This window comes from Ruegeria sp. BJ6 (assembly GCF_056537885.1).
The window spans coordinates 150,324-175,264 of the sequence record NZ_JBQFSG010000006.1; the positions used below are offsets into that span (position 1 = coordinate 150,324).

The following is a 24,941-nucleotide window of genomic DNA, read 5'->3' on the forward strand; positions in this document are numbered from 1 at the left end:
AATCAGGAGTTGTCGATGAGCCGACTGGATTCAATGCTGCGCCGCCTGACCGCCCAACGGGACGGGCTGAACTGGGCGGCGATGCAAATAACCGGCAAGGATGGCGACGTCCTTGATATGGGTCTTGGCAACGGCCGCACATACGACCATCTGCGCGAGATTCTGGTCCAGCGGAGAATCTGGGTCATGGACCGGGTTCTGCAATGCCACCCCTCCAGCACTCCACCGGAACAGGATTTCCTGATGGGCGAGGCCGAGCCGATGCTGGAAAAACTGGCGGCTGGTGGCCCCCGTGTAATTCTGGCGCATTACGATTTCGGGCGCGGCATCAAAGAAGAAGACGTGGCCGAGGCCGCACGCCTCAGCCCGCTGATCGCCCGGGTCATGCTGCCCGGCGGGTTGCTGATTTCGGGTCAGCCTCTGGTCGGATTCGAACAGGTATCCGGCCCCGAAACCATCGCCCCGGACCGGTATCTGTTCTATCGCACCTGATCACGCGACGCGCCGACCCCGCGACCATACAGCGTTGAGCGCGGGCACCCCCGCGCGCATTCTGAACCGGATCAGATCGGCACGTGTCCCGGCCTGAATTTCCCCGCGATCCTCGAGCCCCGCAGCGTGGGCGGGGGTCTGGGTCACGGTTTTCATCCCACGCGCCATGTCGCCCCACACCTCCCCCAGTCTGGCCGCTGACAAAAGCAGCGCCGAAGGAACATAATCCGAGGACAGGATATCAAGATGGCCCAGCTCGGCCAGTTCATGCGCGGCAACGTTGCCGGAATGTGACCCACCGCGGATCAGGTTTGGCGCACCCATGATCACCTTGATACCGTGATCGTGACAGGCACGGGCGGCCTCGACGGTAGTCGGAAACTCGGCCAGGCGAATGCCATGATCCGCCGACACGCGCACCTGCTCGGCGGTGGTGTCGTCATGGCTGGCCAGTACGGCCCCGAAACGCCGCGCCGCCTTTACCGTTTCGATCTCGTGCGTGTCACCGTGGCGGTCCCGCAGCTCTTTCAACTGGGCCACATGCTGCAGGAACGTGTCATCGTCCATCGCAAGCTTTCCTTTCAGATAAGCTTCCAGCTTGGACATATCGCGAAACTGCCGCTGCCCCGGAGTATGATCCATCAGGGACACGAGACCCACACGGTCCTCGGCCCCGAACTCGTCCAGTTCTTCCAACAGCGTTTCCGAGCAAACCTCGGCCCGCAGGTGCAGAAAGTGGCTGATCTTCAGCGCGTCCTGCTCGCGCAGCTGCCATAATTCCTGCGACAGCCCGCGCGCGTATTTTAGATACCGCGCTGCGCCGGACGGGATCGATCCCACGCGCATCGCGTCAAACACGGTGGTGATGCCAGTGCTGGCCAGTTCGGCATCATGGGCGATGATGGCTGCCGCATGGGGCCAGTCCACCTTTGGGCGTGGCTGGATATGGCGTTCCAGATTATCGGTATGCAACTCGATCAGGCCGGGGCTGACATAATCGCCCTCACAATCAATTGCGCCGGGGGGAACAGCCGCGCCGGTATCGACCGCTTCAATGGTCTCACCCACGATCCGAACACTGCCGGTGACGGTTTCATCGGGCAGCACAAGCGTGGCATTGGCAAGGATCAATTCTTCTGTCATCTGAACTTCACACAGTTTGAGCTATGGATCGGCCACACAGGTAGGAGGCCAATGTGACATTCACGCGATACGCGATCTATTTTGCGCCACCCGCTGACGCGGAATGGACGAAATTCGCAACCAACTGGCTGGGCTGGGATATGGAAACCGGGGCCGAGGTCGCGCATCCCGTTGTGAACGGCATCGACGTTGCCGCAGTCACCGAAGTGCCGCGTAAGTACGGCCTGCACGCGACCATGAAACCGCCGTTCCGCCTGTCCGAGGGGCAATCGCTGGCAGCGTTGCAGGACGCCTGCGCGCACCTCGCGAAGTCTCATGCGCCGGTCCTGCTGGATGGTTTGGACATCGCGCGGCTTGGCCGGTTTCTCGCCTTGCGCCCGCTGGGTGATACCCAGGCCCTGAATACGCTGGCCGCCGCCTGTGTCCGTGATCTTGACAGGTTCCGCGCGCCCGCACCCGAAGCTGAACTGGCCCGTCGACGCGCAAGTGGCCTGACGCCGGAACAGGATGCCAACCTGACAGACTGGGGCTATCCCTTTGTGCTGGACGCCTTTCGCTTTCACATCACGCTCAGCGGCAAACTGGACAAACCAACACTGGCAAGCGTGCAATCGGCGCTGGGCACCCATCTCGGCCCCCTGCTGCCCGCCCCGTTCCGGATAGATGATCTGGCCCTGATGGGCGAGGCTGAAGATGGTCGGTTTCACCTGATCCATCGCTATGCCCTCTCCGGCTGAAGACGCGCCATGATTTCATCCACTGTCGCCGCCAGAGGGCCGGAGTTATCAATCTCGATAACCCGGCTCAAACCTTCGGGCAGTGGTGCCTTGGCCCGGCCCAGACGCCGGCCCTGCTCTGCCGCGCTTTCCCGCCCACGTGCCGACAATCGGCGCGCCAGAACCTCAGCGTCCGCAGTCAGTGAGATCACGATCAGATCGCCAAATACCTCTTGCGCCTGCAACAGCACGGCCCGGGATAAGTTGACCAAAACAGCTCTGGCGTTTCGCCGCTGATCCTCAATCTCTTTCGGAACACCATAAAACAAACCGTGCGCAGGCCAGTACAGTGCAAATGCACCGTCCCGTGCCATCTGCTGGAACAGATCGACCGAAACCCGGTCAAAGTCTTCGCCTTCTTCCCCCGCGGGCCGCGTAATAACCCGCCGCACCCGCTGAATGCCATCCGCACGCGCCTCAAGCGCCTCCATCACGCTGTCCTTGCCGACCCCCGAGGGGCCAACAACGGCTATGACGGGCGCAAGGCTCATGCCGCCATCCCCGGCGTGAACTCCGAAACATCAACTTCGCGATCGCACACCCGTTCCCGCGCCTCGACATCGTGAAAGATACCGACAATCGCCGCACCGCGCGCCTTGGCCTCTTCGATCAGCGACAACACCGTTTCCCGGTTCCGCGCATCCAGACTGGCCGTCGGTTCGTCCAGCAACATCGCCGGATAGTCATGCGCAAAACCGCGCGCGATGTTCACCCTCTGCTGCTCTCCGCCCGAGAAGGTTGTCGGGCTCAGCGACCACAGCCGCTCGGGGATATTCAGCCGCGCAAGCAATTCTGCCGCCTTGTCCAGCGCCACCTGCCGGTCGCATCCGATGGCCAGCAATGGCTCGGCCACCACCTCAAGCGTCGGCACGCGCGGTACGACGCGTAGAAACTGGCTGACATAGCCCAGCGTCTCGCGGCGCAGCGCCAGAATCTCGCGCGGTTCGGCCCGTGCCACATCCAGACCACCGACCATAACCTGCCCCGAGGCCGCCAGATAGTTGCCGTAGATCACCCGCATCAGCGTCGACTTGCCCGCGCCCGAGGCTCCGGTCAGGGCCACACACTCACCGGGTGCGACCTTCACCGAAGCACCCTCCATCACCGGAATTACTGCGCCGCCCTGGTTGTGCAGGGTAAAGCTTTTGCTCACATCGATCAGCTCAATCATCGCACTTCATCTTTTTCCAAATACTCAAACCTGCAGAACGCTGGACACAAGCAACTGCGTATAGGCGTGTTGCGGATCGTCCAGCACCTGATCGGTCAATCCGGCCTCGACCACGTGGCCGTCCTTCATCACCATCAGCCGGTCCGCCAGCAGGCGCACCACGGCCAGATCGTGGGTGACGATGATGGCGCTCAGCCCCATCTCGCGCACCAGCCCGCGCAGCAGATCCAGCAGACGCGCCTGAACCGAGACATCCAGCCCGCCGGTCGGTTCATCCATGAACACAAGCCGCGGACCCGTCACCAGATTGCGCGCGATCTGCAACCGCTGCTGCATCCCGCCCGAAAACGCGGTGGGGCGGTCATCGACACGTGCTTCGTCAATCTCGACCCGGCCCAGCCAGTCGATGGCCTTGTCGCGTATATCGCCATAGTGACGATCACCCACGGCCATCAGACGCTCACCGATATTGCCGCCCGCACTGACCGACATGCGCAACCCGTCGCGGGCATGCTGATGCACAAAGGCCCAGTCCGTCCGGCCCAGCATCCTGCGCTGAGGTTCGGACATCGTCACCGTATCCACCGGACCGTCGACACGGGTGTCAAAGACAACCTGACCCGCATCGGGCTCCAGATGCCCCGCCAGACAATTCAGCAGGGTCGACTTGCCCGACCCGCTTTCGCCCACGATCCCCATCACCTCACCGGGGTAGAGATCGAAACTCACATCCGTGCATCCGATCCGCGCGCCATAGCGTTTCTCGATGCTTTTAACCTGCAACAGAGGGGTCATGCCGCATTCTCCTCGGCCAGTCGGCCCACATGGCCCGCCTCGCGGCGCGACCGGCAATAATCAGTGTCCGAGCAGACAAACATCCGGTTGCCCGCATCATCCATGATCACCTCGTCCAGATAGCTGTCTTCGGCCCCACACAGATCGCAGGGATGGTCGGCCTTGGTGGCCTCGAACGGGTAATCCTCGAAATCAAGGCTCACCACCTTGGTATGCGGCGGTACCGCGTAAATCCGCTGCTCGCGTCCTGCGCCGAACAGCTGAATCGCGTCCATTTCCAGCTTGGGGTTGTCGAACTTCGGGATCGGCGACGGGTCCATCACATAGCGGCCCGAGACCTTCACAGGATAGGCATAAGCGGTCGAAATCGCGCCATGCTGGCTGATATCTTCATAGAGTTTCACATGCATCAGCCCGTATTCCTCAAGACTGTGCATTTTGCGCGTTTCGGTCTCGCGCGGCTCCAAAAAGCGCAACGGCTCGGGGATCGGCACCTGATAGACGATGATCTGATCCTCGCGCAGCTTCGCCTCGGGGATGCGGTGGCGGGTTTGAATGACCGTGGCCTGTTCGGTTTCCTCGGTGGTCTCGACGCCTGCCGTGTTCTCAAAGAACTTGCGGATCGAGACTGCGTTGGTCGTGTCATCGGCGCCCTGATCGATCACCTTGAACGTATCATCGGGCGTCAGCGTGGCGGCCGAAACCTGTACGCCGCCGGTGCCCCAGCCATAGGGCATCGGCATCTCGCGGCTTGCAAAGGGCACCTGATAGCCGGGCACAGCCAAACCTTTCAGAATGGCGCGGCGGATCATTCTCTTGGTTTGTTCGTCCAAATATGCGAAGTTATACTCGTTCATTTGATGTATCACTTTGTTTTTTGGTGTTTTTGTGGACGTTTGGGTTGTTGGTTCATTTTTATTGATCATGGTGATCTATTTGCTTTGGCATAAGCGTCACGCCAGACGGCGACGGCGCGCCATGCGCCGCGATGCATCCGGTGAGTGGAGCGCGATCGGTGCGCACCAACATCCAACCGCCGACGAAAATCCGCCAACTTTTTAAGTGCAGATTGATGGGGCACCCGCTTGGCTTGCTTACCCAGATATGAAAAGTTGTATCCGTTCACGACAAAATCCTTTTGAGAAGCGGAGCGGAGGACTGATTTTGCCGGACATTTCTTTCACCGAAATTGCCCTCATCGTGGGGGGCATGGCCTTCGCGGCTTACATATGGCGACTGCCGACGCAAAAGCGGCAACCTCGCCCACGTCACAGCTCCGGCGGCAACGCGGCAAGCGGTTGGTTCGGCGATAGCGGTGATGCCGGAGGTGGCGATTGCAGCGGCGACGGGGACTGAACTCATTCCGCAGCCTCCCGTGGCGCGATCCGTTCCTCGGCCTCACGGCGCAGCTTACGCACCAACTCCAGTTCGGACTGAAAATCCACGTAATGGGGCAGCTTGATATGCTCCAGAAACCCGGTGGCCTGAATGTTGTCGGCGTGGCTTAGAACAAATTCCTCATCCTGCGCCGGGGCGCCCAGATTGTCCTCGCCCAGTTCCTTCCACCGCAGCGCCCGATCCACCAGCGCCATGGCGATGGATTTGCGTTCGGACTGACCAAAGACCAGACCATAACCGCGCGTGAACTGAGGCGGCTCGGTTTTGGACCCCTTGAACTGGTTCACCGTCTCGCATTCGGTCAGTTCGACCTCGCCGATTTCGATGGCAAAGCCCAGCTCGGGAATTTCCATCTCGACCGCGACCTTGCCGATGCGCAACTCGCCGACAAAGGCGTGGTTGCGGGCGTATCCCCGCTGGGTCGAATAAGCCATGCCCAGCACGAACCCTTCGTCCCCGCGCGTAAGAGATTGCAGGCGCAGCGGGCGGTTCGACGGAAACTCCATCGGTTCGCGCGTCAGGTCGCCCGGCACATCCTCGCTGGCGGGTTCATCCTGAATGATATCCTCAACCTTCAGGAATTCGGTGATATGGGGCGTTGGCTCCTGCCGCGCTATCCCTTCGGGCGCCGCCGGAACTTCACCATCCGCAGCCAGTTTGAAATCCAGCAAACGGTGGGTGTAGTCGAAAGTCGGTCCAAGAACCTGCCCGCCCGGCGCATCCTTGAACGTGGCCGAGATACGGCGATCACAGGCCATTTCGCCGGTTTCAACAGGGTCCGAGTATCCGAACCGCGGCAATGTCGTCCGATAGGCGCGGATCAGGAAAATGGCCTCGATCAGATCGCCGCGCGCCTGCTTGATCGCCAGCGCGGCCAGATCCGGATCGTACAGCGAGCCTTCGGCCATGACCCGGTTCACCGCAAGGCTCAACTGCTCGCGGATCTGGGCAAGGCTCAGCTCAGCTACATCGGTCGATCCCCGGCGTTCTTCGGCCAGCCACGCATGGGCGTTTTCAATGGCCTTTTCGCCCCCTTTGACGGCTACATACATGGCTTATCCCTCCGCCTCGATCTGAGTGCTGCGCGGCAGGCCCGCCACCTGATCCCGACAGGTCAGGAAAAAGTCGCAGCCCAGCGGATACAACGCCGCGTTGGCCTGCATCGCGGGAATATCGGGCAGAGACAGATATGCGGCTTCCCTGATGCCCGGCCCGCGCAGAACAGCACCGCTCTGGCCCAGTTCATCGCATTCGATAATCAGTGTCGCGGATCGGTCCGGATATTCCGGCGTTCCCACCCGGTATGCGGACAGAGAACCAAGCTCAGCCCAGCTCCCCACGGCAAAATCCGCCTCGGCTGGTCCAACCAGCGGCGCACCCGTATGAAAGGTCAGCCACTGACGAACCGCATCCGTATTCACGCGTCCTGCAAGATGCGCAGGCGTGTCCGGATCGCACAGCGTCAACAACAGCGTACCGGCCGCCACGGACAACGGCGCAGGTGGCTCAGCCCCGGAAAGCGCGCGGATCTCACCCGGTCGCGCCATCACGGTCATGACAGCGCGAAACGCATGGGCCGCATCAATGGGCGCGTTTCTAAATCCGCCTGAGAATTGCGTCTGGGCGTTCACTGGTCTTCCCCCCGAACCATTGTGAAAAATTCGACTTTGGTCGCAGCCGCCTTGGCAGCGCGCTTGGTTCTTGCCGCCTGCATCTGCCGCTTCAGGGGGTCGAGCACTTCGGCCCGCACCTTTTCCGCCGCCGAAGTCTGCATCAGCGCGTCGACAATGGCCGCGACCTCGGCCTTCGGCTTGGAACGGCCCTGCACATAACCGTGCCCGACCGTGCCATCCTCCAGCACCAGCGAACAGCGCGTCACCGTCATTTCCCCCAGATTGAACGGGGCGCCGGTGCCGCCGGTCCGTCCACGGACCATCACGCCACCCACCTCGGGCGCGCGTAGCCACTCAAAGGTGGGGCGATCCGTAATGCGATCCCACACTGCCATCACCGCACCGTCCGGAGCCCGGGCCAGCAGCCCCATCCACTCCTTACGCGTCTCAGCCGCAATTTCTGTCTGTTTTGCCATCAAAGCCTCTTGGCCGGGTTGTCTACATTTACTATACAACTAGACAAATATTAACTCCTGAGGGTGCGACTCGCAATCCTCAACCTTGTGAAGTTTTGATGACATGAGCCGAACACCCGTCTGGAAAAGCATTGCCCTCAGCCTGACCTCGGACATCGCCGAAGGGCGGTATGACACAGGCGACCGCCTGCCGACCGAAGCACAATTGGCCGCGACCCACGGGGTCAACCGCCACACGGTCCGGCGCGCGCTGTCTGAAATGGCCGAACAAGGGCTGGTTCACGCGCGCCGCGGCGCCGGAGTGTTTGTCGCGGCGCGCCCGACGGATTACCCGATTGGCAAACGGGTCCGGTATCACCGGAACATCTCGGCCAGCGGCAAAATCCCGGGCAAGAAGATACTGGCACTCAACACCCGCGCGGCCGACGAGGCCGAGGCAGAAGCACTGGGATTGCAAACCGGTGATCCCGTCCATGTCTATGACGGGCTGTCGCTTGCCGACGGGCAGCCCATCGCAGTCTTTCAAAGCGTGTTCCCGGCGTCGCGGTTTCCGGATTTGCCGGGCACACTGGAAGAGACGCAATCCGTCACCAAGGCCCTGCAGCTGAACGGCATCGCGGACTACACCCGCATTTCGACACGACTGACCGCCAGACAGGCCAGCGCCACGCAGGCCCTGCACCTGCAACTGAGCGAAGGCGCGCCGGTCCTGTTTTCGGTCGGCGTCAACGTCGATCCGGACGGGCGCCCGGTTGAATACGGCAGGACCGTGTTCGCCGGCGAAAGGGTCACGCTGACCATCGCGGACGATTAAGCGATCAGGCGGACCCGGTCAGGTCGTCACTTGTATTTCTCCAGAAACGCCTCGGCCCGCAAAGCCCGGAAATCCGGCACGGCTGCGCGCAGACGCGCGTTGTCCCAGTCCCACCAGGCCAGTTCCATCATCCGGTCCGCGACATGTTCCGGGAACCGGCGACGGATCGGTTTCGCCGTAACGCCTGCAACGATGGAATAGGGCGCGACATCCTTGGTGACGACGGCACCCGATGCCACGACAGCCCCATGTCCGATCGTGACCTCGGGTTTGATGATCGCCGCATGCCCGATCCACGTGTCATGCCCGATCCGGGCCGTCCGACCAGCCCGATGCGCAAACCACTCAGCGTCATGTTCAGCATCGTCCCAGTAATCCCCCGAACGATAGTGAAAATGGTGCAGCGATGCCTTTTCCATCGGGTGATCCGTCGCGCCAATCCGGGTGAAACTGGCGATATTCGAGAATTTCCCGATCTCGGCATTGGCGATATCGCACGTCCGGTCGCAATAGGAATAATCCCCGATCACCGAATTTGCGATACGGCTGCCTGCGCCGATCTCGACATATTCCCCGAAACGGCTGTCGGTAATCTGACAGTCGGGATGTATGAAAGGCTGGTCCGAACGCAGTCGCGCCATCAGTGTCGTCCTTTATTGCAGATCACGGCAGGTGAAAGACTTTGCCTCTGGCCGCGCGCGGTTTGCGCTTTTTGCCGGTCTCGCCCTGAATCAGACGCTTCCGCAGCCAACCCGAGAACCAGTCCATCAGCATCACCATCAGGATGATCAGGACGATGTAATAGGCCACCTCTTCCCAGTCCTTCTGCGTGATGATTGCCTGCGTCAACAGCAGACCAATCCCACCGCCGGTGATTGCCCCGATCACGGTCGCGCTGCGCGTGTTGGATTCGAGGAAGTACAAAAGCTGGCTCAGCAGCACCGGCGTGATCTGCGGGATCACCCCAAAGCGATAGCGCTGCGGCGCGTTGGCCCCGGTGGATTGCACCCCTTCGATCTGCTTCTGGTCCACGTTTTCCAGCGCTTCCGAGAAGATCTTGCCGAAAGTACCCGTATCCGTCACCAGTATCGCCAGCGCGCCGGTCAGCGGGCCGGGACCAAAGGCGCGGGCCAGAACCACGGTCCAGATCAGCGCATCGACCCCACGCACGAAATCGAATACCCGGCGAGTTACAAAACGCACCGACCGCAGCGGGTTAAAGTTCCGCGTCGCCATGAAGGCCAGCGGCAGCGCCACCATTCCGGCCCCGAGGGTCCCGAGAAAGGCCATCAGAATGGTCTCGAATATCGCCCAGGCCACATCCTGATGCCGCCACATCTTGTTGGTCCAGAAATCATTCAGGATCGCCCCGGCCTCGCCCGTTACGGCCAGCGTCATCAGTTCGGGGAGAGATTTGCCATAATAGGGGCTGTCAAGCGTGAACCAGAACAGCTCCCACCCGTTGAAATACCGAAAAACCTCGGACCGGTTGCGGGTTACTGTCAGACGGCCCGCGTCCGTGGTGACCGCCAACCGGTTTTTCGACATGTTGATCCAGTCCGGCACATCGCCCGAGGGCAGTTCCGCCTGCACACCCGCTGAGCGGCTGGGCGTGGCCCGGATGGTGCCATATCCGGGGATGTCATATTCCACCGTTTCCGGCCCGAACCGCACGACATGGCCGTCTTCCAGATCGATGACGGTGGTTTCACCCAGCGCAACCCAATCCGGTGACTGACCGTCGGGATAGGCACCCTTGCGCTCGCCCTCAATGGCAACGGACACCGCGCCGTTGCGGTTGTCGCGCGTCACATGCGTTTTGTAGCTGTAGCTGTCAGAAACCAGAATCCGGCCGTTTTCCCAGTTCGCGCGCCCGGCCAGACCGGGAATGTCGAAGGCAAAGAAAACATAGACAAGATACACCAGAACTAGCGCAGGCAATCCAAAATTCACAACCCGTTTGCGCCGGAACAAGCGCCCGGCCTCGTCCTTGAGGGTTCCGGCAGGCAGATCGGTGGCAAAGGTGCTCATGCCCGTACTCCAGCATTGGTTCCGTGGGTCAGGCGATCACGCAAAAGGCCCGAGATCTGGTCCACGACCACGATCGTCACGAACAGAAGAATGAAAATGGCCGCAGCCTCATCGTATTTGCCCTGACCCCAGGACATGGCGTTGCGCAGCTCATAGCCCAGACCGCCCGCACCGACGAAACCCAGAATGGCCGAGGCGCGAATGTTGATCTCGAACCGCAACAGGGCATAGCTGACATAGTTCGGGCCGACTTGCGGGATCACGCCCAGATACATCCGCTGCGCCCAGCTTGCGCCGACCGACTGCAACCCCTCGACCGGCTTGAGTGAGGCGTTTTCGTTCACCTCCGAATACAGTTTTCCCAGTGCGCCTGCCGTGTGAATCGCGATGGCGATCATTGCCGGAACAGGGCCGCCCCCAAGCACAAAAATCAGGACCAGCGCGATCACGATTTCCGGGATGGCCCGGCAAATGTCCGAAATGCGCCGGAACAGCGGGATCAGAGAGGGCCACAGCGCCATTCCGCGTGTCGCCATCAGCGCCAGAAAGGTACCCCCGATCGTGCCGATCAACGTCGCCGCGGCGGCGATATTCAGGGTCTCGACCAGCGCCGGAAAGAAGGTGACGAGATGCGCGGGCATCTCACCGATCTTTTCCCACGCCTCGGCAAGCACCTCGGAAGGGTAATCCAGCACGCGATGCCAGCCATCGCTAAAGCTTCCGGCGTTGCGGCTGTCGGCGGTGCGGAAACCGGCGGCCATCAAGGCCACAAACAGGATCAGAAGGATACCACCATAGACCCTCTTGCGTCGGGTCATCGCAGTGTATTCGTCGCGGATCTGATCGACGCCCGGGGACCCGGCAGTCAGGTCTGTCATGGAATGCTCCTGAGTGGAAAAACGGGGTCCGGTTTTTTGCACCGGACCCCGCATAGAGTGAAAGCTTAGTTGGACTTCAGCTTGCGGGCTTCGATGATGACTTCGTAGGCGTCATGGGAGATCGGATCAAAGCTCTTGGCTTCACCCGCAGCCACACCGTAGAAGCATTCGCGGTCCTTCTCGTCCAGGGTATCCCAAAGAGCGGTTACCTTGGCTTTTACTTCGTCAGGCAACTCCGAGCGGACAACGACGGGGCCTTCCGGGATCGGCTTGGATTTCCAGATTTCGACCATGTCATTCATGTCGACCAGACCGGCATCCACCGCACGGCGCAGCGCGCCCGACTGATAGCCATCTTCCCATTCACCCAGACCATCGGCCCAAGTCACACCGGCGTGTACGTCGCCATTGTTAACGGCAACGATGGTTTGCTCGTGACCGCCGGTGAATTTCACTTCACCAAAATAGTCGCCCGAGTCCATGGTCGCGCCGGTGGCCTGAGGAATTTCGATGGACGGGATCAGGTAACCCGAGGTCGAATTCGGATCGCCGAAACCAAAGGTCTTGCCCTTCATGTCTTCCAGCGAGGTGATGCCGCTGTCCTTGCGGGCAAAGCCAACCGAGTAATAGCCATAGCCGCCATCGGTGTTGACCTTGACCAGAACCGGCTCAACTGCATCGGGATCGGACAGATAGGTCTTGGCGTAACCCGAAGCGCCCAACCATGCCACGTCGATGGTACCGCCCAGAAGACCCTGGATCACACCGTTATAGTCGGCCGGGGCGAACAGTTTGGTCGGCACGCCCAGCGCCTCTTCGGTGTACACGCGCAGGCACTCGTTGTTGTTCAGACGGTCCTGAGCGTTTTCGCCGCCCAGAATACCAATGCGGAACTCGCTGATCTCTTGGGCCATGGCCGGGGCGGCAATGGCAGTTGTCGCAACAAGGGCGGCAATCAGTTTTTTCATCTGTCTCTCTCCAGTTTGATTACCCCGGCCTCTCATCGGGCCGGGCGATGAAAGGGGTTGGGGTGGCTCAGATGGTGGCCTCGGCTTCCATCAGGGCCTTCTGGGTCGCATCCAGCGTCTCGATCTCGGTCGAGGTCGCCTCTTCCGAGAAGCTGGCATCGGCGCCGTAAATCTCGCGGGCAACACCGGTGGTCAGTTGTTCCGGCAGACCGTCGAACACGATGCGCCCGTCGCGCATACCAACAACGCGGTCGCAATAGCGGCGCGCAGTGTCCAGCGTGTGCAGGTTGGCAATAACGGTGCGGCCATCCTCTTCGTGGATGCGGCGCAGCGCCTGCATCACCACCTGCGCATTCATCGGGTCCAGCGAGGCGATGGGTTCGTCCGCCAGAATGATCTTTGGGTCCTGCATCAGCGCCCGCGCGATGGCGACGCGCTGCTGCTGACCACCCGACAGGGCCTCGGCCCGTTTGGGCGCGTGTTCGGCAATGCCCAGACGATCCAGAATGTCGATGGCCCGGTGGATGTCTTCCATCGGGAACAGGTTGAACATCGTGGCCAGCGTCGAGTGGCGGTTCAGCGTGCCGTGCAGCACGTTGGAGACGACATCAAGGCGCGGCACCAGATTGAACTGCTGAAAGATCATCGCGCATTCCGCCTGCCACGCGCGCTTGTCCCGACCCTTCAGCCGGGTCACGTCGCGACCTTCGAACAGGATCTGACCATCGCTTGCGTCCGTAAGCCGGTTGATCATCCGCAACAGCGTCGACTTGCCCGCGCCTGAGCGCCCGATGATCCCGATCATGCATGGCTTGTCGACATCCAGCGTCGCAGACTCCACGGCAACATTTTCGCCGAAACGCTTGGTCAGTTTTTCTATGCGCAGCACGTGCCACCCCCAGTTCATGTTGGGCGGTCAGCTACAGACTGGACTCAACGGCTATGTGTCAGTGGGGTGAAAGTTTTGTAACGGTGCTCCGCAAGCTACCGAAGATGCTTGCGCAGAAAATCCACGGCTGCACGGGTCTTCGCGGGCAGATGTGCCTTGCTGGGATACAACATCCATGCGGCTGTATCGAAGGTCGTTGCGGTGACCTGCCTATCCGGGAACAGATCGATCAGTTCGCCGCGTTGCAGACTGTCCCGGACCAGCCAGTCCGCGAGCAACGCCGGCCCCAACCCGAACAACGCCGCCTCACGCAGTGCCAGCGGGTTCGAGATCATTACCGGCCCGGAAACGAAAACATCACTATCCAAACCGGCGGCATCACGAAACAGCCAGCGCTCTCGGTGGTTCGGCAAAGCCAGCCCCAGACAATCCCGCTTTGACAGTTCGTCCGGAGTTTCCGGCCGGCCATGCGCCCTAATATAGGATGACGATGCGCAGACGCGATATCGCGTTGTGATCAGGCGACTGCTGATCAGGTTTCCACCCGGCGCGGGGGCAAGCCGGATCGCCAGATCAATCTGGTCAGAGATCAAATCCACATTCTCGTCCGTCAGGATCAACTCCAGCTCTACTTCTGGCAACGTGGTGCGAAACTGTTCAAGCAGCGGAACCAAACAAACCTGTCCGAACGCAACAGATGTGGTCAGGCGCAGCCGCCCCTTCGGCTGCATCGCTCCTTCTGCCGCCAGATCCTGCGCCGCATCCAGTTCTTCCAGCAATGGCTCAATCCGCCTCAGATAACTTTCACCCGCATCAGTCAGAGACAAATGCCGGGTACTTCGCTGGAACACTCGAAAGCCCAGCTCACCCTCCACTCCCGAGACCAGCCGGGACACCGAAGATGGGTCAACATCAAGCACCCGCGCGGCGGATGCAAAACTGCCAAGCCGTGCGACCAGCGTAACCGTTTTGAGGGCGCTCAACTCCATTCATGCAAAATACGCACGAGAATAATACTACTCAACGTCTTTTTCTGCATGATTAGCCAGCTCTAGATTGCGGCTGTCGAAAATCGGAGAAGCACATGACCCATCTTCAGGGAAAGACCACCGTGATAACAGGCGCGAGCCGCGGCATCGGCGCAGCAACCGCCCTCCACTTTGCCGAACTCGGAGCGAACGTCGTTCTCGCCGCTCGAAGCACCAGGGCAATCGACCAGCTTGCCCGCGAGATAGGCGATCAGGCGATTGCCATATCCTGCGATGTCCGAAACCGGGCTGAAGTTGAAAACCTGATAGCTCAGACGAGCCTGGAATTCGGCGGAATCGACGTCTTGATCAACAACGCCGGTATGATCGATCCGATAGCCCGGCTGACAGAAAGCGAACCGGACGACTGGCGGCAGGTCGTCGATGTCAACCTAATGGGCGTCTATCACGGGCTGCGCGCCGCTATTCCCATGATGCAATCGGCGGGCGGCGGCACCATCCTGAACCTGTCTTCCGGGGCAGCCACCAGCGCGCTCGAAGGCTGGAGCCATTATTGCGCGACCAAGGCCGCCGTCCTGTCGCTCACGCGTTGCGCGGATCGGGAGTATCGGGCACACGGCGTCCGGGTCATCGGGTTGAGTCCTGGAACTGTGGCAACGTCGATGCAAAAGTCGATCCGGGCCTCCGGGATAAATCCCGTCAGCCAACTGGATCCTGACGCCCACATACCACCACATTGGGTCGCCAAAGCGCTCGCCTTCCTTTGCGGTCCGGGCGGTGACGCATATCTGGGCGCGGACTTCTCACTCAAGACCGAGGAGGGGCGCCGCAAAGCTGGGCTGCCTTCAATCGCGGCCTAGCCCTGTCCCTTTTGCCGGAACAGAGGTATACGCGCCTCCGACTCATTCATGTTACGAGGCCACCATGAGCTTTGACCGCAAGATCAAGATCGCCCCTTCGATCCTCTCCGCCGATTTCGCCAATTTCGGGCAGGAGATTCAGGCCATCGAGGCGCAGGGCGCCGACTGGGTCCATGTCGATGTGATGGACGGGCACTTCGTTCCCAACCTCACCTTTGGTCCCCCTGCGGTCAAAGCATTCCGCCCGCACGTGAAAACCGTGATGGATGTGCACCTGATGATCACGCCGGTCGATCCATATATTCAGGCCTATGCTGATGCAGGCGCCGATATCCTGACAGCGCATATCGAGGCCGGGCCGCACACCCATCGCACCTTGCAGGCGATCCGGGCAGCCGGAATGAAAGCCGGTGTAGCACTGAACCCCGGCACCCCGGCCGAATCTGTCGAGCATCTGCTCGATCTGGCCGATCTGGTCTGCGTGATGACCGTGAACCCGGGCTTTGGCGGGCAGAAGTTCATCGACCTGACCGACAAGGTCCGCCGTCTGCGCCAGATGATCGGTGACCGCCCGGTTCATATCGAAATCGACGGTGGCGTCGATCCGCAGACCGCTCCGCTGGTTGCGGCGGCGGGAGCGGATGTTCTGGTCGCCGGTTCCGCCGTGTTCAAGGGCGGCTCGGTCAGCAATCCAGACGTGTACGGGGACAACATCCGCGCCGTGCGCACAGCCGCGGAAAGCGCGCTTTAACGGATAGCCCGGGGGTCTCCCGCCAGTCGTCGACGTTCCTTGCGGAACGCCTCCTCCTGTTGGGCCCGGCATCGCGCCTTGCGCGATGCCGGGCCCAAGGCCGCAAGCGGGATTGGCAAAGCCGATCTCGCGCGGACGCGGGAGCATACGGGTTGCGCCTATCGCAACCTGTTGGCAAAAACCTTCAGCAGTTGGTGCTTGAGTATCTTGCCGGTGGCTGAGGCAGGCAATTCGCGGGTCACAACGATCTGGCTGGGCCGCTTGTAACCGGCAAGCCGATCCGCAACGAAATCCAGCAGCTCGGCCTCGGTCAGTCCGGAGTCGTCGGCGACCTGCACAAAGGCCATCACTTTCTCGTCGCCATCCACGATCCGTCCAATGACCGCCGACTGAACCACAAGGGCGTGATCGTTCAGCGCCGCCTCAACCTCGGGCGGGTAGACGTTGAAACCGCCATGAATGATCAACTCCTTGCACCGACCCACGATATGCAGGTGCCCCCGTTCGTCGAACTGGCCCAGATCGCCGGTCCTCAGCCACACGCCGTCAAACGCGGCCACCGTTGCATCCGGATTGCGATAATAGCCTTTCATCACATTAGGACCGCGCAGCAGAACCTCGCCCACACCGTCCCCGCCGCCCTCGACGGTCTGGTCGACACGCACCTCCACCTCCGGTATCGGCGGGCCGACCGAGATATCCGGGTCCCCCAATGCATTGCGGGACATGCTGACGGCAGCCGTGCTTTCCGTCATCCCGTACCCGTTCTGAAGCGCGATCCCGTAAAAGGCCTCGGCCTCGCGTTTCCATGCCGGATCAAGCGGTGCCGCCCCGGACGAGGCATAGCGCAGGGTGTTGTTTGGCAGCCTGTCGTACCCCTGTTCCTTGGTGTACTGCATCAGCAGGGCATGCATCTGCGGAACCGCCGAAAACAAAGTGATCCCGGAATTCAGCGCCTCATACGTTCTTGCCACCAAAAACCGCGCCTCAAGGCGCACAAGCGCACCGGCACAGATGGCGGCCGTCACGACCGAAGCCAAACCGAACACATGTGTGATGGGCAAAACACCGTATATCACGTCATCCCCGGTCAGACCTCTCAGCTCCGCCGAGGACCTACCCGCAAAACACAGGTTTTCGTGGGTCAGCATGACCCCCTTGGGCGCGCCGGTCGTTCCGGTGGTGAACAGCATGACGGCCACATCAGCCAGAACAGGGTCGGGAAGGCTGGGATTTGGGCGTGCCATGTGTAACGCTCCGAACGCGCCATTGATCTGTATGGCATCCAGCCGCCGGGCATGTTCTGCCGCCTCTGCCGAAGATGCCGAGGTGAACAGAATGGCCACAGGCTCTGTGTGTTCGATAATGCGCCCGACCTCACCGGCCGTCTGGCGTGCATTGACCGGCATCGCACAGGCCCCGATCCGCGAACAGGCAAACAGGGCCGCCACCGCAGAGCAACAGTTTTCAGCCAGAATCAAGACCCGGTCATTGCGGCGAACACCAGCATCCGTCAGCGCCCGGCCCAGATCCCCCGCCGCGTGGTCCAGATCGGCATAGCTCCACCGGGTTCCCCCATCATCCTCGAATGCGGGGGCATCCGGCCGATCCTTGATCCGGGCCGCCAGAAAGTCATGCCAACTGCTCATCTCCGCGAACCCTCCTCCGGCTCTGAATCCGAGGCTCTACCGCTGTTTCGCCACGGTCTTTCGCTTGAACACTCCCGCAGCCGTTGCAACAAGATCACCGTTTTCATGCCTTAGCTCACCGGAAATATGTGCCAGCTTCCGCCCACCGCCGACAGGCCGCCCAATGGCCGTCACCCGACCCTCGTTCACCGCCGACGCATAACTGATGTTCAGCGATACGGTCAGCACCATCGGATGCGCATCCCGGTCAAACCAGGCCGAGGCCGCATTTCCGCAGGCTACATCCAGCAACATGGCGATGATCCCACCATGCAACAAATCCTGGCCGTTCAGGTGATCCGGGCGAATTTTCAGATCGCACCGTGCGCAGCCCTCGGGATCGGACATGTCAATCTCGAATCCTACGGCATTCTGGCACCCGGACCGTCTGGGTCCGGGTCGATCCTTGTCAGGCTGCACTGAGGGCAATGAAACGCTCCAGATGATAATCCGCATCGCCGAACCGGTGATCTGCCATGACGATGCGCTTGGCGATATGGGCCAGCTCATACTCCTGCGTCATCGCGATCCCGCCGTGCATCTGAATGGTTTCTTCCGCAACCAGACGCCCGGCCCGCGCAATCAGATTGCGCGCCGCCGCAATCTGCAGATCACGATCGTTGGCCTCCAGATGACCCGCCGCGTTGATGACGGCCGATCGCGCCTGTTCCAGCTCGATCAACAGATCGGCAAAGCGATGCTGCAGCGCCTGGAACGTCCCGATCGGGCGACCGAACTGTTGCCGGGTCAGCAGGTACTGACGGGTCAGTTCCACCGCGCTTTCCATCGCACCCAAGGCCTCGGCTGCCAACGCGACATTGGCAGCGGCAATGGCCGTCATCAGGGGCGCATAGCCCTGCCCGGCCTCGCCAAGGCGAGCCGTCGAGGGAACCCGGACCTCGTCCAGCGTAACCTCAGCCGCGCGGCCACCGGCCAGCATCGGATAGCCTCGCAGGTTCATACCCCGTGCATCTGCCGGAACCAGAAACAGGGAAATGCCGTCCAGATCAAAGAACCCGCCATTTTCCCGTGCCGAGACGATCAGGTAACCGGCGGCTTCGGCATTGACCACAACCGCCTTGCGCCCACTCAGAACCACGTCATCCCCGTCGACCCTTGCCGAGGTCTCCACCCGGCTCAGATCATAGCGGCTGGCAGGTTCGCCATGAGCCAGTGCCAGATGCAGGCTACCCGCGATCACATCGCCCAGCAGGCCCTTCTGTGTCTCACTGCCCAGCGACGCGATCAGATGCCCGCCCAGAATGGCCGTATCCAGAAATGGCTCCACAACACCCGCGCGACCCAGCTCTTCAAAAACCGTGGATATGTCGAACCCGGTACCGCCGAACCCGCCGTCCGATTCTGGAAACAGCGCGCCGATCACACCCAGATCGGCCAGTTCGCTCCAGATTGCGGAATTCAGGCCCGCGTCACTGTCCAGCGTCTCATTTCGCACAGCAGTCGTGTATTTGTCCGCCAGATACCGCCGCAACGTATCCTGCAGCATTTGCCGTTCTTCGGTCAGATTGAAATCCATCCGTTCAGCCCCCCATCTTGACCTTGGCGATGATACCGCGCTGGATCTCGTTCGACCCGCCAAAGATCGACAGTTTCCTGTTATTGAAATACTGCGCCGCCACCGGGCCCGCGTAATCCGGTCCGACCGGATCGTTGTCCCCCTCAACCGCTTCCGAGGCAAAAGGCATCGCATAAGGCCCGACCGCGCGCCGCGTCAGATCGTTGATCTCCTGCCGGATGATCGTTCCCTTGACCTTGAGCATCGAGCTTTCCACTCCCGGCGCCTGCCCCGCAGCCGCCTTTGAGATGATCCGCATATTCGTCGTCGCCATGGCCATCAGATCAATCTCGATCTTCGCCAGCCGCGCCGCGAAATGCGGGTTCTCGATCAGAGGCCGTCCGTTGGCGCACTCGATCCCCGCAATACGCCGGACGGCATCCAGCCCGGCCTGACTGAATCCCACGCCCGCAATGTTGGTCCTCTCATGGGTCAGCAGATACTTGGCATAGGTCCAGCCCTTGTTCTCCTCCCCGACAAGGTTTTCGACCGGCACCCGCACGTCGTCGAAAAACACCTCGTTCACCTCGGGCGTGCCATCCAGCAGTACAATGGGCCGCACCTCGATCCCCGGCGTGTCCATGTCGATCAGCAGGAACGAGATACCCTCCTGCTGCTTGGCGTCCGGATCGGTGCGCACAAGGCAGAAAATCCAGTTGGCATACTGCCCCAGCGTGGTCCAGGTCTTTTGCCCGTTGACCACATAGTGATCCCCGTCCCGCACAGCGCGTGTTTTCAATGAGGCCAGATCGGACCCGGCACCGGGCTCGGAATAGCCCTGACACCACCAATGCTCACCATTCAGGATTCGCGGCAGGAAATAGTCTTGCTGCGCCTTCGATCCGAACTTCTGCAACACCGGCCCCAGCATCGACAGGCCAAACGGCACGATGCGCGGGGCATGGGCTTTGGCACATTCCTCTTCGAAAATATGGCGCTGAACCGCATCCCACTCTGCCCCGCCAAACTCGCTGGGCCAGTTGAAATTCAGCCACCCCTTTTCGTTCAGCGTGGCGTGCCACCACTCGTGCCCTTCCTTGCCCAGGCTTTGCCCCGCCTGCACTTTGTCGGAAACGTCTGCGGGCAGTTTCTCGGCCAGAAAGCCGCGCACCTCCTCCCGAAACGCCTGTTCTTCGGCGGTATAGTTCAAATCCATCCCTGCTCTCCTCCCCAAAGCCGCAAGTGGTACAGTGCAAGCCCGGCGTACCACGCCGGGCCGCGCCGGACCCGCCCTCGATGGGTGGGTCCGGCGCCCCTGATCAATAAATCTCGAACAAACCTGCAGCGCCCATGCCGCCGCCAATGCACATCGTCACGACACCCAGCTTCGCGCCGCGCCGTTTGCCCTCGCGCATCAGATGGCCAACCATCCGGGTGCCCGTCATGCCAAACGGATGCCCGATCGCGATCGAGCCGCCATTGACGTTGCAGATTTCGTCATCAATGCCCAACTTGTTCCGGCAATACAGCGCCTGCGATGCAAACGCCTCGTTCAGCTCCCACAGGTCGATATCCTCAACCTTCAGCCCATGCCGCTCCAGCAGACGCGGCACCGCAAAGACCGGGCCAATCCCCATCTCGTCGGGCTCGCAGCCCGCGACACAGAACCCCTTGAAGGCGCCCATTGCCTCAAGCCCGCGTTTTTCAGCATCGGTGCTGTCCATCAGAACCACAGCCGCCGCCCCGTCCGACAGCTGGCTGGCATTGCCCGCAGTGATATAGTTGCCTTCACCGCGCACCGGATCCAGCCCGGCCAGACCGTCCAAGGTCGTGTTGGGGCGATTGCACTCATCCCGGTCAACCGTCACCTCGCGGGTCGAGACCTCGCCGGTTTCCTTGTCCTTCACACCCATCGTGGCCTGCATCGGCACGATCTCGTCATCGAACTTGCCAGCAGCCTGCGCCGCCGCAATCCGCTGCTGCGACCTCAGGCCATATTCATCCTGTTCTTCGCGACTTATGCCATAGCGGCCGGCCACGATATCGGCGGTTTCGATCATCGTCATGTAAATCGCAGGCTTATGCTCTTCGATCCATTTGTCCTGCGCCCGCCGGGCCTGTGGCTGCACCATCGAGATGCTCTCGACCCCGCCCGCAACCATCGGACCCGAGCCGCCTTCGGTAATTGCCTGCGAGGCCAACGCAACCGTCTGCAGCCCGGACGAACAGAACCGGTTCACGGTCATGCCAGAGGCCGTCACCGGCAAGCCTGCCCGAATGGCGATCTGCCGCCCGATATTGCTGCCCGTTTCACCTTCGGGATAGCCGCAGCCGATAATGCAATCCTCAACCTCGGCACCGTCCAGTCCAGCGCGGCTGACAGCTGCCTGAACGGCATGACCACCCATTTCCGCGCCATGGGTCATGTTGAACGACCCGCGAAAGGACTTGGCCAAACCCGTGCGTGCTGCGGATACGATCACAGCCTGTTTCATCACAAAGACTCCTTGTTCAGATCATCAAAGCTTCGCCCGTCCGCCACCAGTTTCTCAAGCAGCGGTGCGGGTTGCCAGAAATGGCTGTCTTCCTCGGCCCAATTCCGGATATCGGCCAGCAAACCGGGCAACCCCTGAATGTCCGCCCATTTCAGCGGCCCACCCCAATAACGTGGGAAACCATAGCCATACAAAAGCGTCACATCCACATCCAGCGGGCGCCGGGCAATGCCCTCACCGACCACCTTAGCCGCCTCATTGACCATCGCGGCCATATAGCGGCGCACGATCTCTTCATCCGAGAAGTCACGCGGCGTGATCCCCTGCGCAGTGCGATCCGCCTCGATCAGAGGCATCACGTCCGGGTTCGGCACACCGCCGCGCTTTCCGGCCTCATAGACGTAATAGCCCTTGCCGGTTTTCTGCCCGAAGTGACCATCCTCACACAGTTTGTCCGCGTAAGTGCTGTCGCGCGCGCCCGGGTCCAGCCCCTCGGCCCGTTTACGTTTGCGCACCGCCCAGCCGATATCCAATCCGGCCAGATCCGCCACGGCAAACGGACCCATGGCAAAGCCAAAACCGGTCAACGCCTTGTCGATCTGATAGGGGCTGGCCCCATCAAGGATCATGTGATCGGCGCAGGTGCGATAGGTGCTCAGAATGCGGTTGCCGATGAAACCGTCGCAAACCCCTGCGCGCACCGATACCTTCTTCAGCCGCTTGCCAAGGGCAAAGCCGGTCGCAACCACATCCGGCGCGGTCTTGTCGGCGACAACCACCTCCAGCAGCTTCATCACGTGGGCGGGCGAAAAGAAATGCAGCCCGATCACATCCTCGGGTCGTTTGGTGATGGCCGCAATTTCGTTGACATCCAGATAGGACGTATTCGACGCCAGCACCGCCCCCGGTTTGCAGACCGCATCCAACCGGGTAAAGACCTGTTTCTTGACTTCCATGTCCTCGAACACCGCCTCGATCACCAGATCGACGGTGCTCAGCGCTTCATATTCCGTGGCCAGAGTCAGTGTGTTTTCAAGGATTTCGTCATGCTGCTCCTGACTGATTTTCCCGCGCTTCAGCGCACCGCTCAGGTTCGAAGCAATCCGCCCTTTGGCTGCCTGCGCCGCCTCGGCTGACATCTCCAGCAAAACCACCTGCAGGCCCGACAACAGGGCCGCCGTCGCGATTCCGGCACCCATCGTACCGCCGCCGATCACACCGATCTGGTGCAGTGCCCGCGGCTCCACCCCATCCAGTTCCGGCAGCTTGCCAACCGCGCGCTCGGCAAAAAAGGCGTGGATCAGTCCCTTGCGCTGATCCGAGGCCATCAGTTCCGAAAACAGCTCGCGTTCCCGGTTCATCCCCGCATCAAAGCTCTCGGCCTCACAAGCAGCCTGAACCGCGCGAACGGCAACCGCCGGGGACAGCTGGCCGCGCCCTTTTTTGAGGACCTGCTCATAAACCGCATCGAAATCGACCGGTGCAGGGGCGGGCATGTCGCACACGGCGCGGCGCGCTGCACCGCTGTCCAGCAACTCCCGAACATAGGCCAGACCAACCTCGCGCGGATCGCCATCCTGCACCTTGTCGACCACCCCAAGCTGCGCGGCCTCAGCGGCCTGCACATGACGGCCCGACGTGATCATGTCCAGCGCCGCCTCGACCCCGGCCACCCGAGGCAGCCTCTGCGTGCCGCCAGCACCGGGCAGAATGCCAAGGTTCACCTCGGGCAGGCCCACCTTCGCCGAAGGAAGCGCGACCCGATAGTGGCTTGCCAGCGCCACCTCAAGTCCACCGCCCAGCGCGGTGCCATGTATCGCGGACACGACCAGCAGGGGCGACGCCTCGATCCGGGTGCACAGCGCGGGCAAATACGGGTCCTGCGGCGGTTTGCCAAACTCGCGGATGTCTGCACCAGCAAAATAGGTCCGGCCCTTGCCATAGATCAGAACCGCTTTTGCGCCTTCACCTTCGGCACGCTCTATCCCGGCCTGCAGCCCGCGCCGGACATCGACACCCAGCGCATTGACCGGCGGATTGTTGGCGGCAAGCACCGCAATGTCACCAATCAGTTCATATTCAATAGCCTCGGACATCCACGCCTCCTCAAACGGTCGGGCGCTTTGTCGGGCCGCCCTGAATTACATCCCATGTTCAGATCGCAATATCGCATCTGACATATAGAATTCCGCCTTGCGGAATTCCGTTTCACAGCAAACTACCCAGACCGCGCCCAATATCAACCCCATTTGCCAATGGTGACGGACGGTCAGTCCCGCGCACTGGCCTGGCATCTTGAAAAGACGGTATCCCGGAAGTAACCCGTTTGGCGACCTCTCCCAACAAACAGCCTGCCGGGAACAAGAATGCACCTCGCCATCCTGATGACCAACACCGACGAAAGCGCCTTTGCGCAGGCCCACCCCAAGGATGGTGAAGCCTTCACTACACTCATCCAACTGGTCCGGCCCGACTGGAAGACCACTGTATTTTCCGTGAAGGACGACATCTTTCCCACAGACCTGTCGGATTTTGACGGCGCGATGATCACTGGCAGCCCAGCCTCGGTACGCAGCGGCGAGGGTTGGGTTCTCAGGCTTCTGGACCTGATCCGGGACATGCACCGGCGCAGACAGCCGGTATTTGGCGCCTGCTTCGGTCATCAGGCTATCGCGATGGCACTTGGGGGCACGGTCGACTGGAATCCCGGCGGCTGGGTGCACGGGCTGACCGTCAACCCTGTTCTGTCACGACCGGGTTGGGCAGATGACCTGCCCGACCAGATGCGCCTGTATGGCTGTCATTCGGAACAGGTCACCCAACTGCCGGAGGGCGCGGTGAACCTGACGCGCTCGACCGAGGCCGCAACAACCGGTTTCGCCATCGGCCGCCACATCTATACCACCCAGCACCACCCCGAGATGACCAAAGAGTTCGTCATCGCCCTGACCGAAGAAATTTCTGCCACTCTCGGGCCGGATGTTTGCCAGCGCGCACTGGCCTCTTTGGCCGAACCCGCCGATCAAAGGGTCTATGCCGATAGCATCGCCCGCTTCTTTGAACAGGCGAAACAGGGCTGACCGAGGCAACGACAAACGCACATGTTACCTCAACCCGCGTAGAATTCGCGGAGATCATGCTAGCTTCTTTCCCAAGCGATGTATCTGAAACGGGGCGTCGCACCAATATGCCAGGGGA

The 24,941-nt window shown here is 61.2% G+C and carries 27 protein-coding genes; 7 read left to right on the plus strand and 20 right to left on the minus strand.

Going from position 1 to position 24,941, the window contains the following annotated elements; all coding sequences use genetic code 11:
- Window positions 1-15: 15 nt before the first annotated feature.
- The gene (locus tag ACR0D6_RS14190; protein ID WP_480765944.1) at window positions 16-492 is read left to right on the plus strand and encodes a class I SAM-dependent methyltransferase; all 477 of its coding nucleotides are present in this window, start codon (window positions 16-18) and stop codon (window positions 490-492) included.
- Here the strand turns inward: ACR0D6_RS14190 and ACR0D6_RS14195 are convergent, their stop codons facing one another.
- Window positions 493-1,635: an alpha-D-ribose 1-methylphosphonate 5-triphosphate diphosphatase gene (locus ACR0D6_RS14195; RefSeq protein WP_480765945.1), complete on the minus strand. Its 1,143-nt coding sequence runs from the start codon at window positions 1,633-1,635 to the stop codon at window positions 493-495. It abuts the gene before it with no gap.
- A gap of 53 nt (window positions 1,636-1,688) precedes the next feature.
- Between ACR0D6_RS14195 and ACR0D6_RS14200 the strand changes: the two genes are divergently transcribed.
- Complete coding sequence (locus tag ACR0D6_RS14200; RefSeq protein ID WP_480765946.1) at window positions 1,689-2,372, plus strand: DUF1045 domain-containing protein; 684 nt, start codon at window positions 1,689-1,691, stop codon at window positions 2,370-2,372.
- Here ACR0D6_RS14200 and phnN read toward each other — a convergent pair.
- From phnN to ACR0D6_RS14220, 4 genes are read right to left on the minus strand one after another with little or no spacing between them, the layout of a single operon-like run.
- Window positions 2,354-2,902 carry a phosphonate metabolism protein/1,5-bisphosphokinase (PRPP-forming) PhnN gene (gene phnN, locus ACR0D6_RS14205; RefSeq protein WP_480765947.1) on the minus strand — a complete coding sequence of 183 codons (549 nt, stop codon included), beginning with the start codon at window positions 2,900-2,902 and terminating at the stop codon, window positions 2,354-2,356. The genes ACR0D6_RS14200 and phnN overlap by 19 nt on opposite strands.
- Window positions 2,899-3,582 carry a phosphonate C-P lyase system protein PhnL gene (gene phnL / locus ACR0D6_RS14210; RefSeq protein ID WP_480765948.1) on the minus strand — a complete coding sequence of 228 codons (684 nt, stop codon included), beginning with the start codon at window positions 3,580-3,582 and terminating at the stop codon, window positions 2,899-2,901. Before phnL ends, phnN begins: the two co-directional genes overlap by 4 nt.
- A gap of 24 nt (window positions 3,583-3,606) precedes the next feature.
- Window positions 3,607-4,377, minus strand: a complete 771-nt coding sequence (phnK, locus tag ACR0D6_RS14215) for a phosphonate C-P lyase system protein PhnK (protein WP_480765949.1) — start codon at window positions 4,375-4,377, stop codon at window positions 3,607-3,609.
- Window positions 4,374-5,234: an alpha-D-ribose 1-methylphosphonate 5-phosphate C-P-lyase PhnJ gene (locus ACR0D6_RS14220; protein ID WP_480765950.1), complete on the minus strand. Its 861-nt coding sequence runs from the start codon at window positions 5,232-5,234 to the stop codon at window positions 4,374-4,376. The genes phnK and ACR0D6_RS14220 overlap by 4 nt, the downstream gene beginning before the upstream one ends.
- A gap of 307 nt (window positions 5,235-5,541) precedes the next feature.
- On the opposite strand from ACR0D6_RS14220, the gene ACR0D6_RS14225 reads away from it, so the two are divergent.
- A complete protein-coding gene (locus ACR0D6_RS14225; protein WP_480765951.1) occupies window positions 5,542-5,733 on the plus strand; it encodes a hypothetical protein in 192 nt (63 codons plus the stop codon).
- A 2-nt stretch (window positions 5,734-5,735) separates the two neighbouring features.
- Here ACR0D6_RS14225 and ACR0D6_RS14230 read toward each other — a convergent pair whose 3' ends face one another.
- The 3 genes from ACR0D6_RS14230 to phnG are packed head-to-tail and all read right to left on the minus strand — an operon-like array spanning window position 5,736 to window position 7,864.
- Window positions 5,736-6,827, minus strand: coding sequence for a carbon-phosphorus lyase complex subunit (locus tag ACR0D6_RS14230; protein ID WP_480765952.1), 1,092 nt, complete (start codon window positions 6,825-6,827; stop codon window positions 5,736-5,738).
- A gap of 3 nt (window positions 6,828-6,830) precedes the next feature.
- Entirely contained in the window at window positions 6,831-7,406 is a 576-nt protein-coding gene (phnH, locus tag ACR0D6_RS14235; protein WP_480765953.1) for a phosphonate C-P lyase system protein PhnH, read from the minus strand.
- Window positions 7,403-7,864, minus strand: a complete 462-nt coding sequence (gene phnG, locus ACR0D6_RS14240; protein ID WP_480765954.1) for a phosphonate C-P lyase system protein PhnG — start codon at window positions 7,862-7,864, stop codon at window positions 7,403-7,405. Before phnG ends, phnH begins: the two co-directional genes overlap by 4 nt.
- Before the next feature lie 103 nt (window positions 7,865-7,967).
- On the opposite strand from phnG, the gene phnF reads away from it, so the two are divergent.
- Window positions 7,968-8,678: a phosphonate metabolism transcriptional regulator PhnF gene (gene phnF / locus ACR0D6_RS14245; RefSeq protein ID WP_480765955.1), complete on the plus strand. Its 711-nt coding sequence runs from the start codon at window positions 7,968-7,970 to the stop codon at window positions 8,676-8,678.
- A gap of 26 nt (window positions 8,679-8,704) precedes the next feature.
- Here phnF and ACR0D6_RS14250 read toward each other — a convergent pair whose 3' ends face one another.
- From ACR0D6_RS14250 to ACR0D6_RS14275, 6 genes are all read right to left on the minus strand, one after another.
- Complete coding sequence (locus ACR0D6_RS14250; RefSeq protein WP_480765956.1) at window positions 8,705-9,319, minus strand: LbetaH domain-containing protein; 615 nt, start codon at window positions 9,317-9,319, stop codon at window positions 8,705-8,707.
- A 22-nt stretch (window positions 9,320-9,341) separates the two neighbouring features.
- Window positions 9,342-10,709, minus strand: coding sequence for a phosphonate ABC transporter, permease protein PhnE (gene phnE, locus ACR0D6_RS14255; RefSeq protein ID WP_480765957.1), 1,368 nt, complete (start codon window positions 10,707-10,709; stop codon window positions 9,342-9,344).
- Complete coding sequence (gene phnE, locus ACR0D6_RS14260; protein ID WP_170654284.1) at window positions 10,706-11,587, minus strand: phosphonate ABC transporter, permease protein PhnE; 882 nt, start codon at window positions 11,585-11,587, stop codon at window positions 10,706-10,708. Before phnE (ACR0D6_RS14260) ends, phnE (ACR0D6_RS14255) begins: the two co-directional genes overlap by 4 nt.
- Before the next feature lie 65 nt (window positions 11,588-11,652).
- Window positions 11,653-12,555: a phosphonate ABC transporter substrate-binding protein gene (gene phnD / locus ACR0D6_RS14265; RefSeq protein ID WP_480765958.1), complete on the minus strand. Its 903-nt coding sequence runs from the start codon at window positions 12,553-12,555 to the stop codon at window positions 11,653-11,655.
- A 67-nt stretch (window positions 12,556-12,622) separates the two neighbouring features.
- A complete protein-coding gene (phnC, locus tag ACR0D6_RS14270) occupies window positions 12,623-13,444 on the minus strand; it encodes a phosphonate ABC transporter ATP-binding protein (protein ID WP_480451789.1) in 822 nt (273 codons plus the stop codon).
- A 95-nt stretch (window positions 13,445-13,539) separates the two neighbouring features.
- A complete protein-coding gene (locus tag ACR0D6_RS14275; RefSeq protein WP_480765959.1) occupies window positions 13,540-14,433 on the minus strand; it encodes a LysR family transcriptional regulator in 894 nt (297 codons plus the stop codon).
- A gap of 95 nt (window positions 14,434-14,528) precedes the next feature.
- Here ACR0D6_RS14275 and ACR0D6_RS14280 point away from each other — a divergent pair, with 95 nt between their 5' ends.
- Together ACR0D6_RS14280 and rpe are read left to right on the plus strand one after the other, a co-directional pair.
- A complete protein-coding gene (locus ACR0D6_RS14280) occupies window positions 14,529-15,293 on the plus strand; it encodes an SDR family oxidoreductase (protein ID WP_480765960.1) in 765 nt (254 codons plus the stop codon).
- Between the two features lie 64 nt (window positions 15,294-15,357).
- Window positions 15,358-16,044: a ribulose-phosphate 3-epimerase gene (rpe, locus tag ACR0D6_RS14285; RefSeq protein ID WP_170654294.1), complete on the plus strand. Its 687-nt coding sequence runs from the start codon at window positions 15,358-15,360 to the stop codon at window positions 16,042-16,044.
- A gap of 158 nt (window positions 16,045-16,202) precedes the next feature.
- Here rpe and ACR0D6_RS14290 read toward each other — a convergent pair whose 3' ends face one another.
- From ACR0D6_RS14290 to ACR0D6_RS14315, 6 genes are all read right to left on the minus strand, one after another.
- Window positions 16,203-17,693 (minus strand): class I adenylate-forming enzyme family protein, encoded by a 1,491-nt coding sequence (locus ACR0D6_RS14290; protein ID WP_480765961.1) that lies wholly within the window; start codon window positions 17,691-17,693, stop codon window positions 16,203-16,205.
- Between the two features lie 36 nt (window positions 17,694-17,729).
- Window positions 17,730-18,080, minus strand: a complete 351-nt coding sequence (locus ACR0D6_RS14295) for a PaaI family thioesterase (protein WP_480451780.1) — start codon at window positions 18,078-18,080, stop codon at window positions 17,730-17,732.
- Window positions 18,081-18,141: 61 nt separating this feature from the next.
- A complete protein-coding gene (locus ACR0D6_RS14300; RefSeq protein WP_480765962.1) occupies window positions 18,142-19,269 on the minus strand; it encodes an acyl-CoA dehydrogenase family protein in 1,128 nt (375 codons plus the stop codon).
- A gap of 4 nt (window positions 19,270-19,273) precedes the next feature.
- On the minus strand, window positions 19,274-20,464 hold the full coding sequence (locus tag ACR0D6_RS14305) for an acyl-CoA dehydrogenase family protein (protein WP_480765963.1): 1,191 nt from the start codon (window positions 20,462-20,464) through the stop codon (window positions 19,274-19,276).
- 103 nt (window positions 20,465-20,567) lie between these two features.
- Window positions 20,568-21,743 (minus strand): acetyl-CoA C-acyltransferase, encoded by a 1,176-nt coding sequence (locus ACR0D6_RS14310; RefSeq protein ID WP_480765964.1) that lies wholly within the window; start codon window positions 21,741-21,743, stop codon window positions 20,568-20,570.
- Window positions 21,743-23,839, minus strand: a complete 2,097-nt coding sequence (locus tag ACR0D6_RS14315) for a 3-hydroxyacyl-CoA dehydrogenase NAD-binding domain-containing protein (protein ID WP_480765965.1) — start codon at window positions 23,837-23,839, stop codon at window positions 21,743-21,745. Before ACR0D6_RS14315 ends, ACR0D6_RS14310 begins: the two co-directional genes overlap by 1 nt.
- Before the next feature lie 270 nt (window positions 23,840-24,109).
- Between ACR0D6_RS14315 and ACR0D6_RS14320 the strand changes: the two genes are divergently transcribed.
- Entirely contained in the window at window positions 24,110-24,823 is a 714-nt protein-coding gene (locus ACR0D6_RS14320; protein ID WP_480765966.1) for a type 1 glutamine amidotransferase, read from the plus strand.
- The last annotated feature ends 118 nt before the right edge of the window (window positions 24,824-24,941 follow it).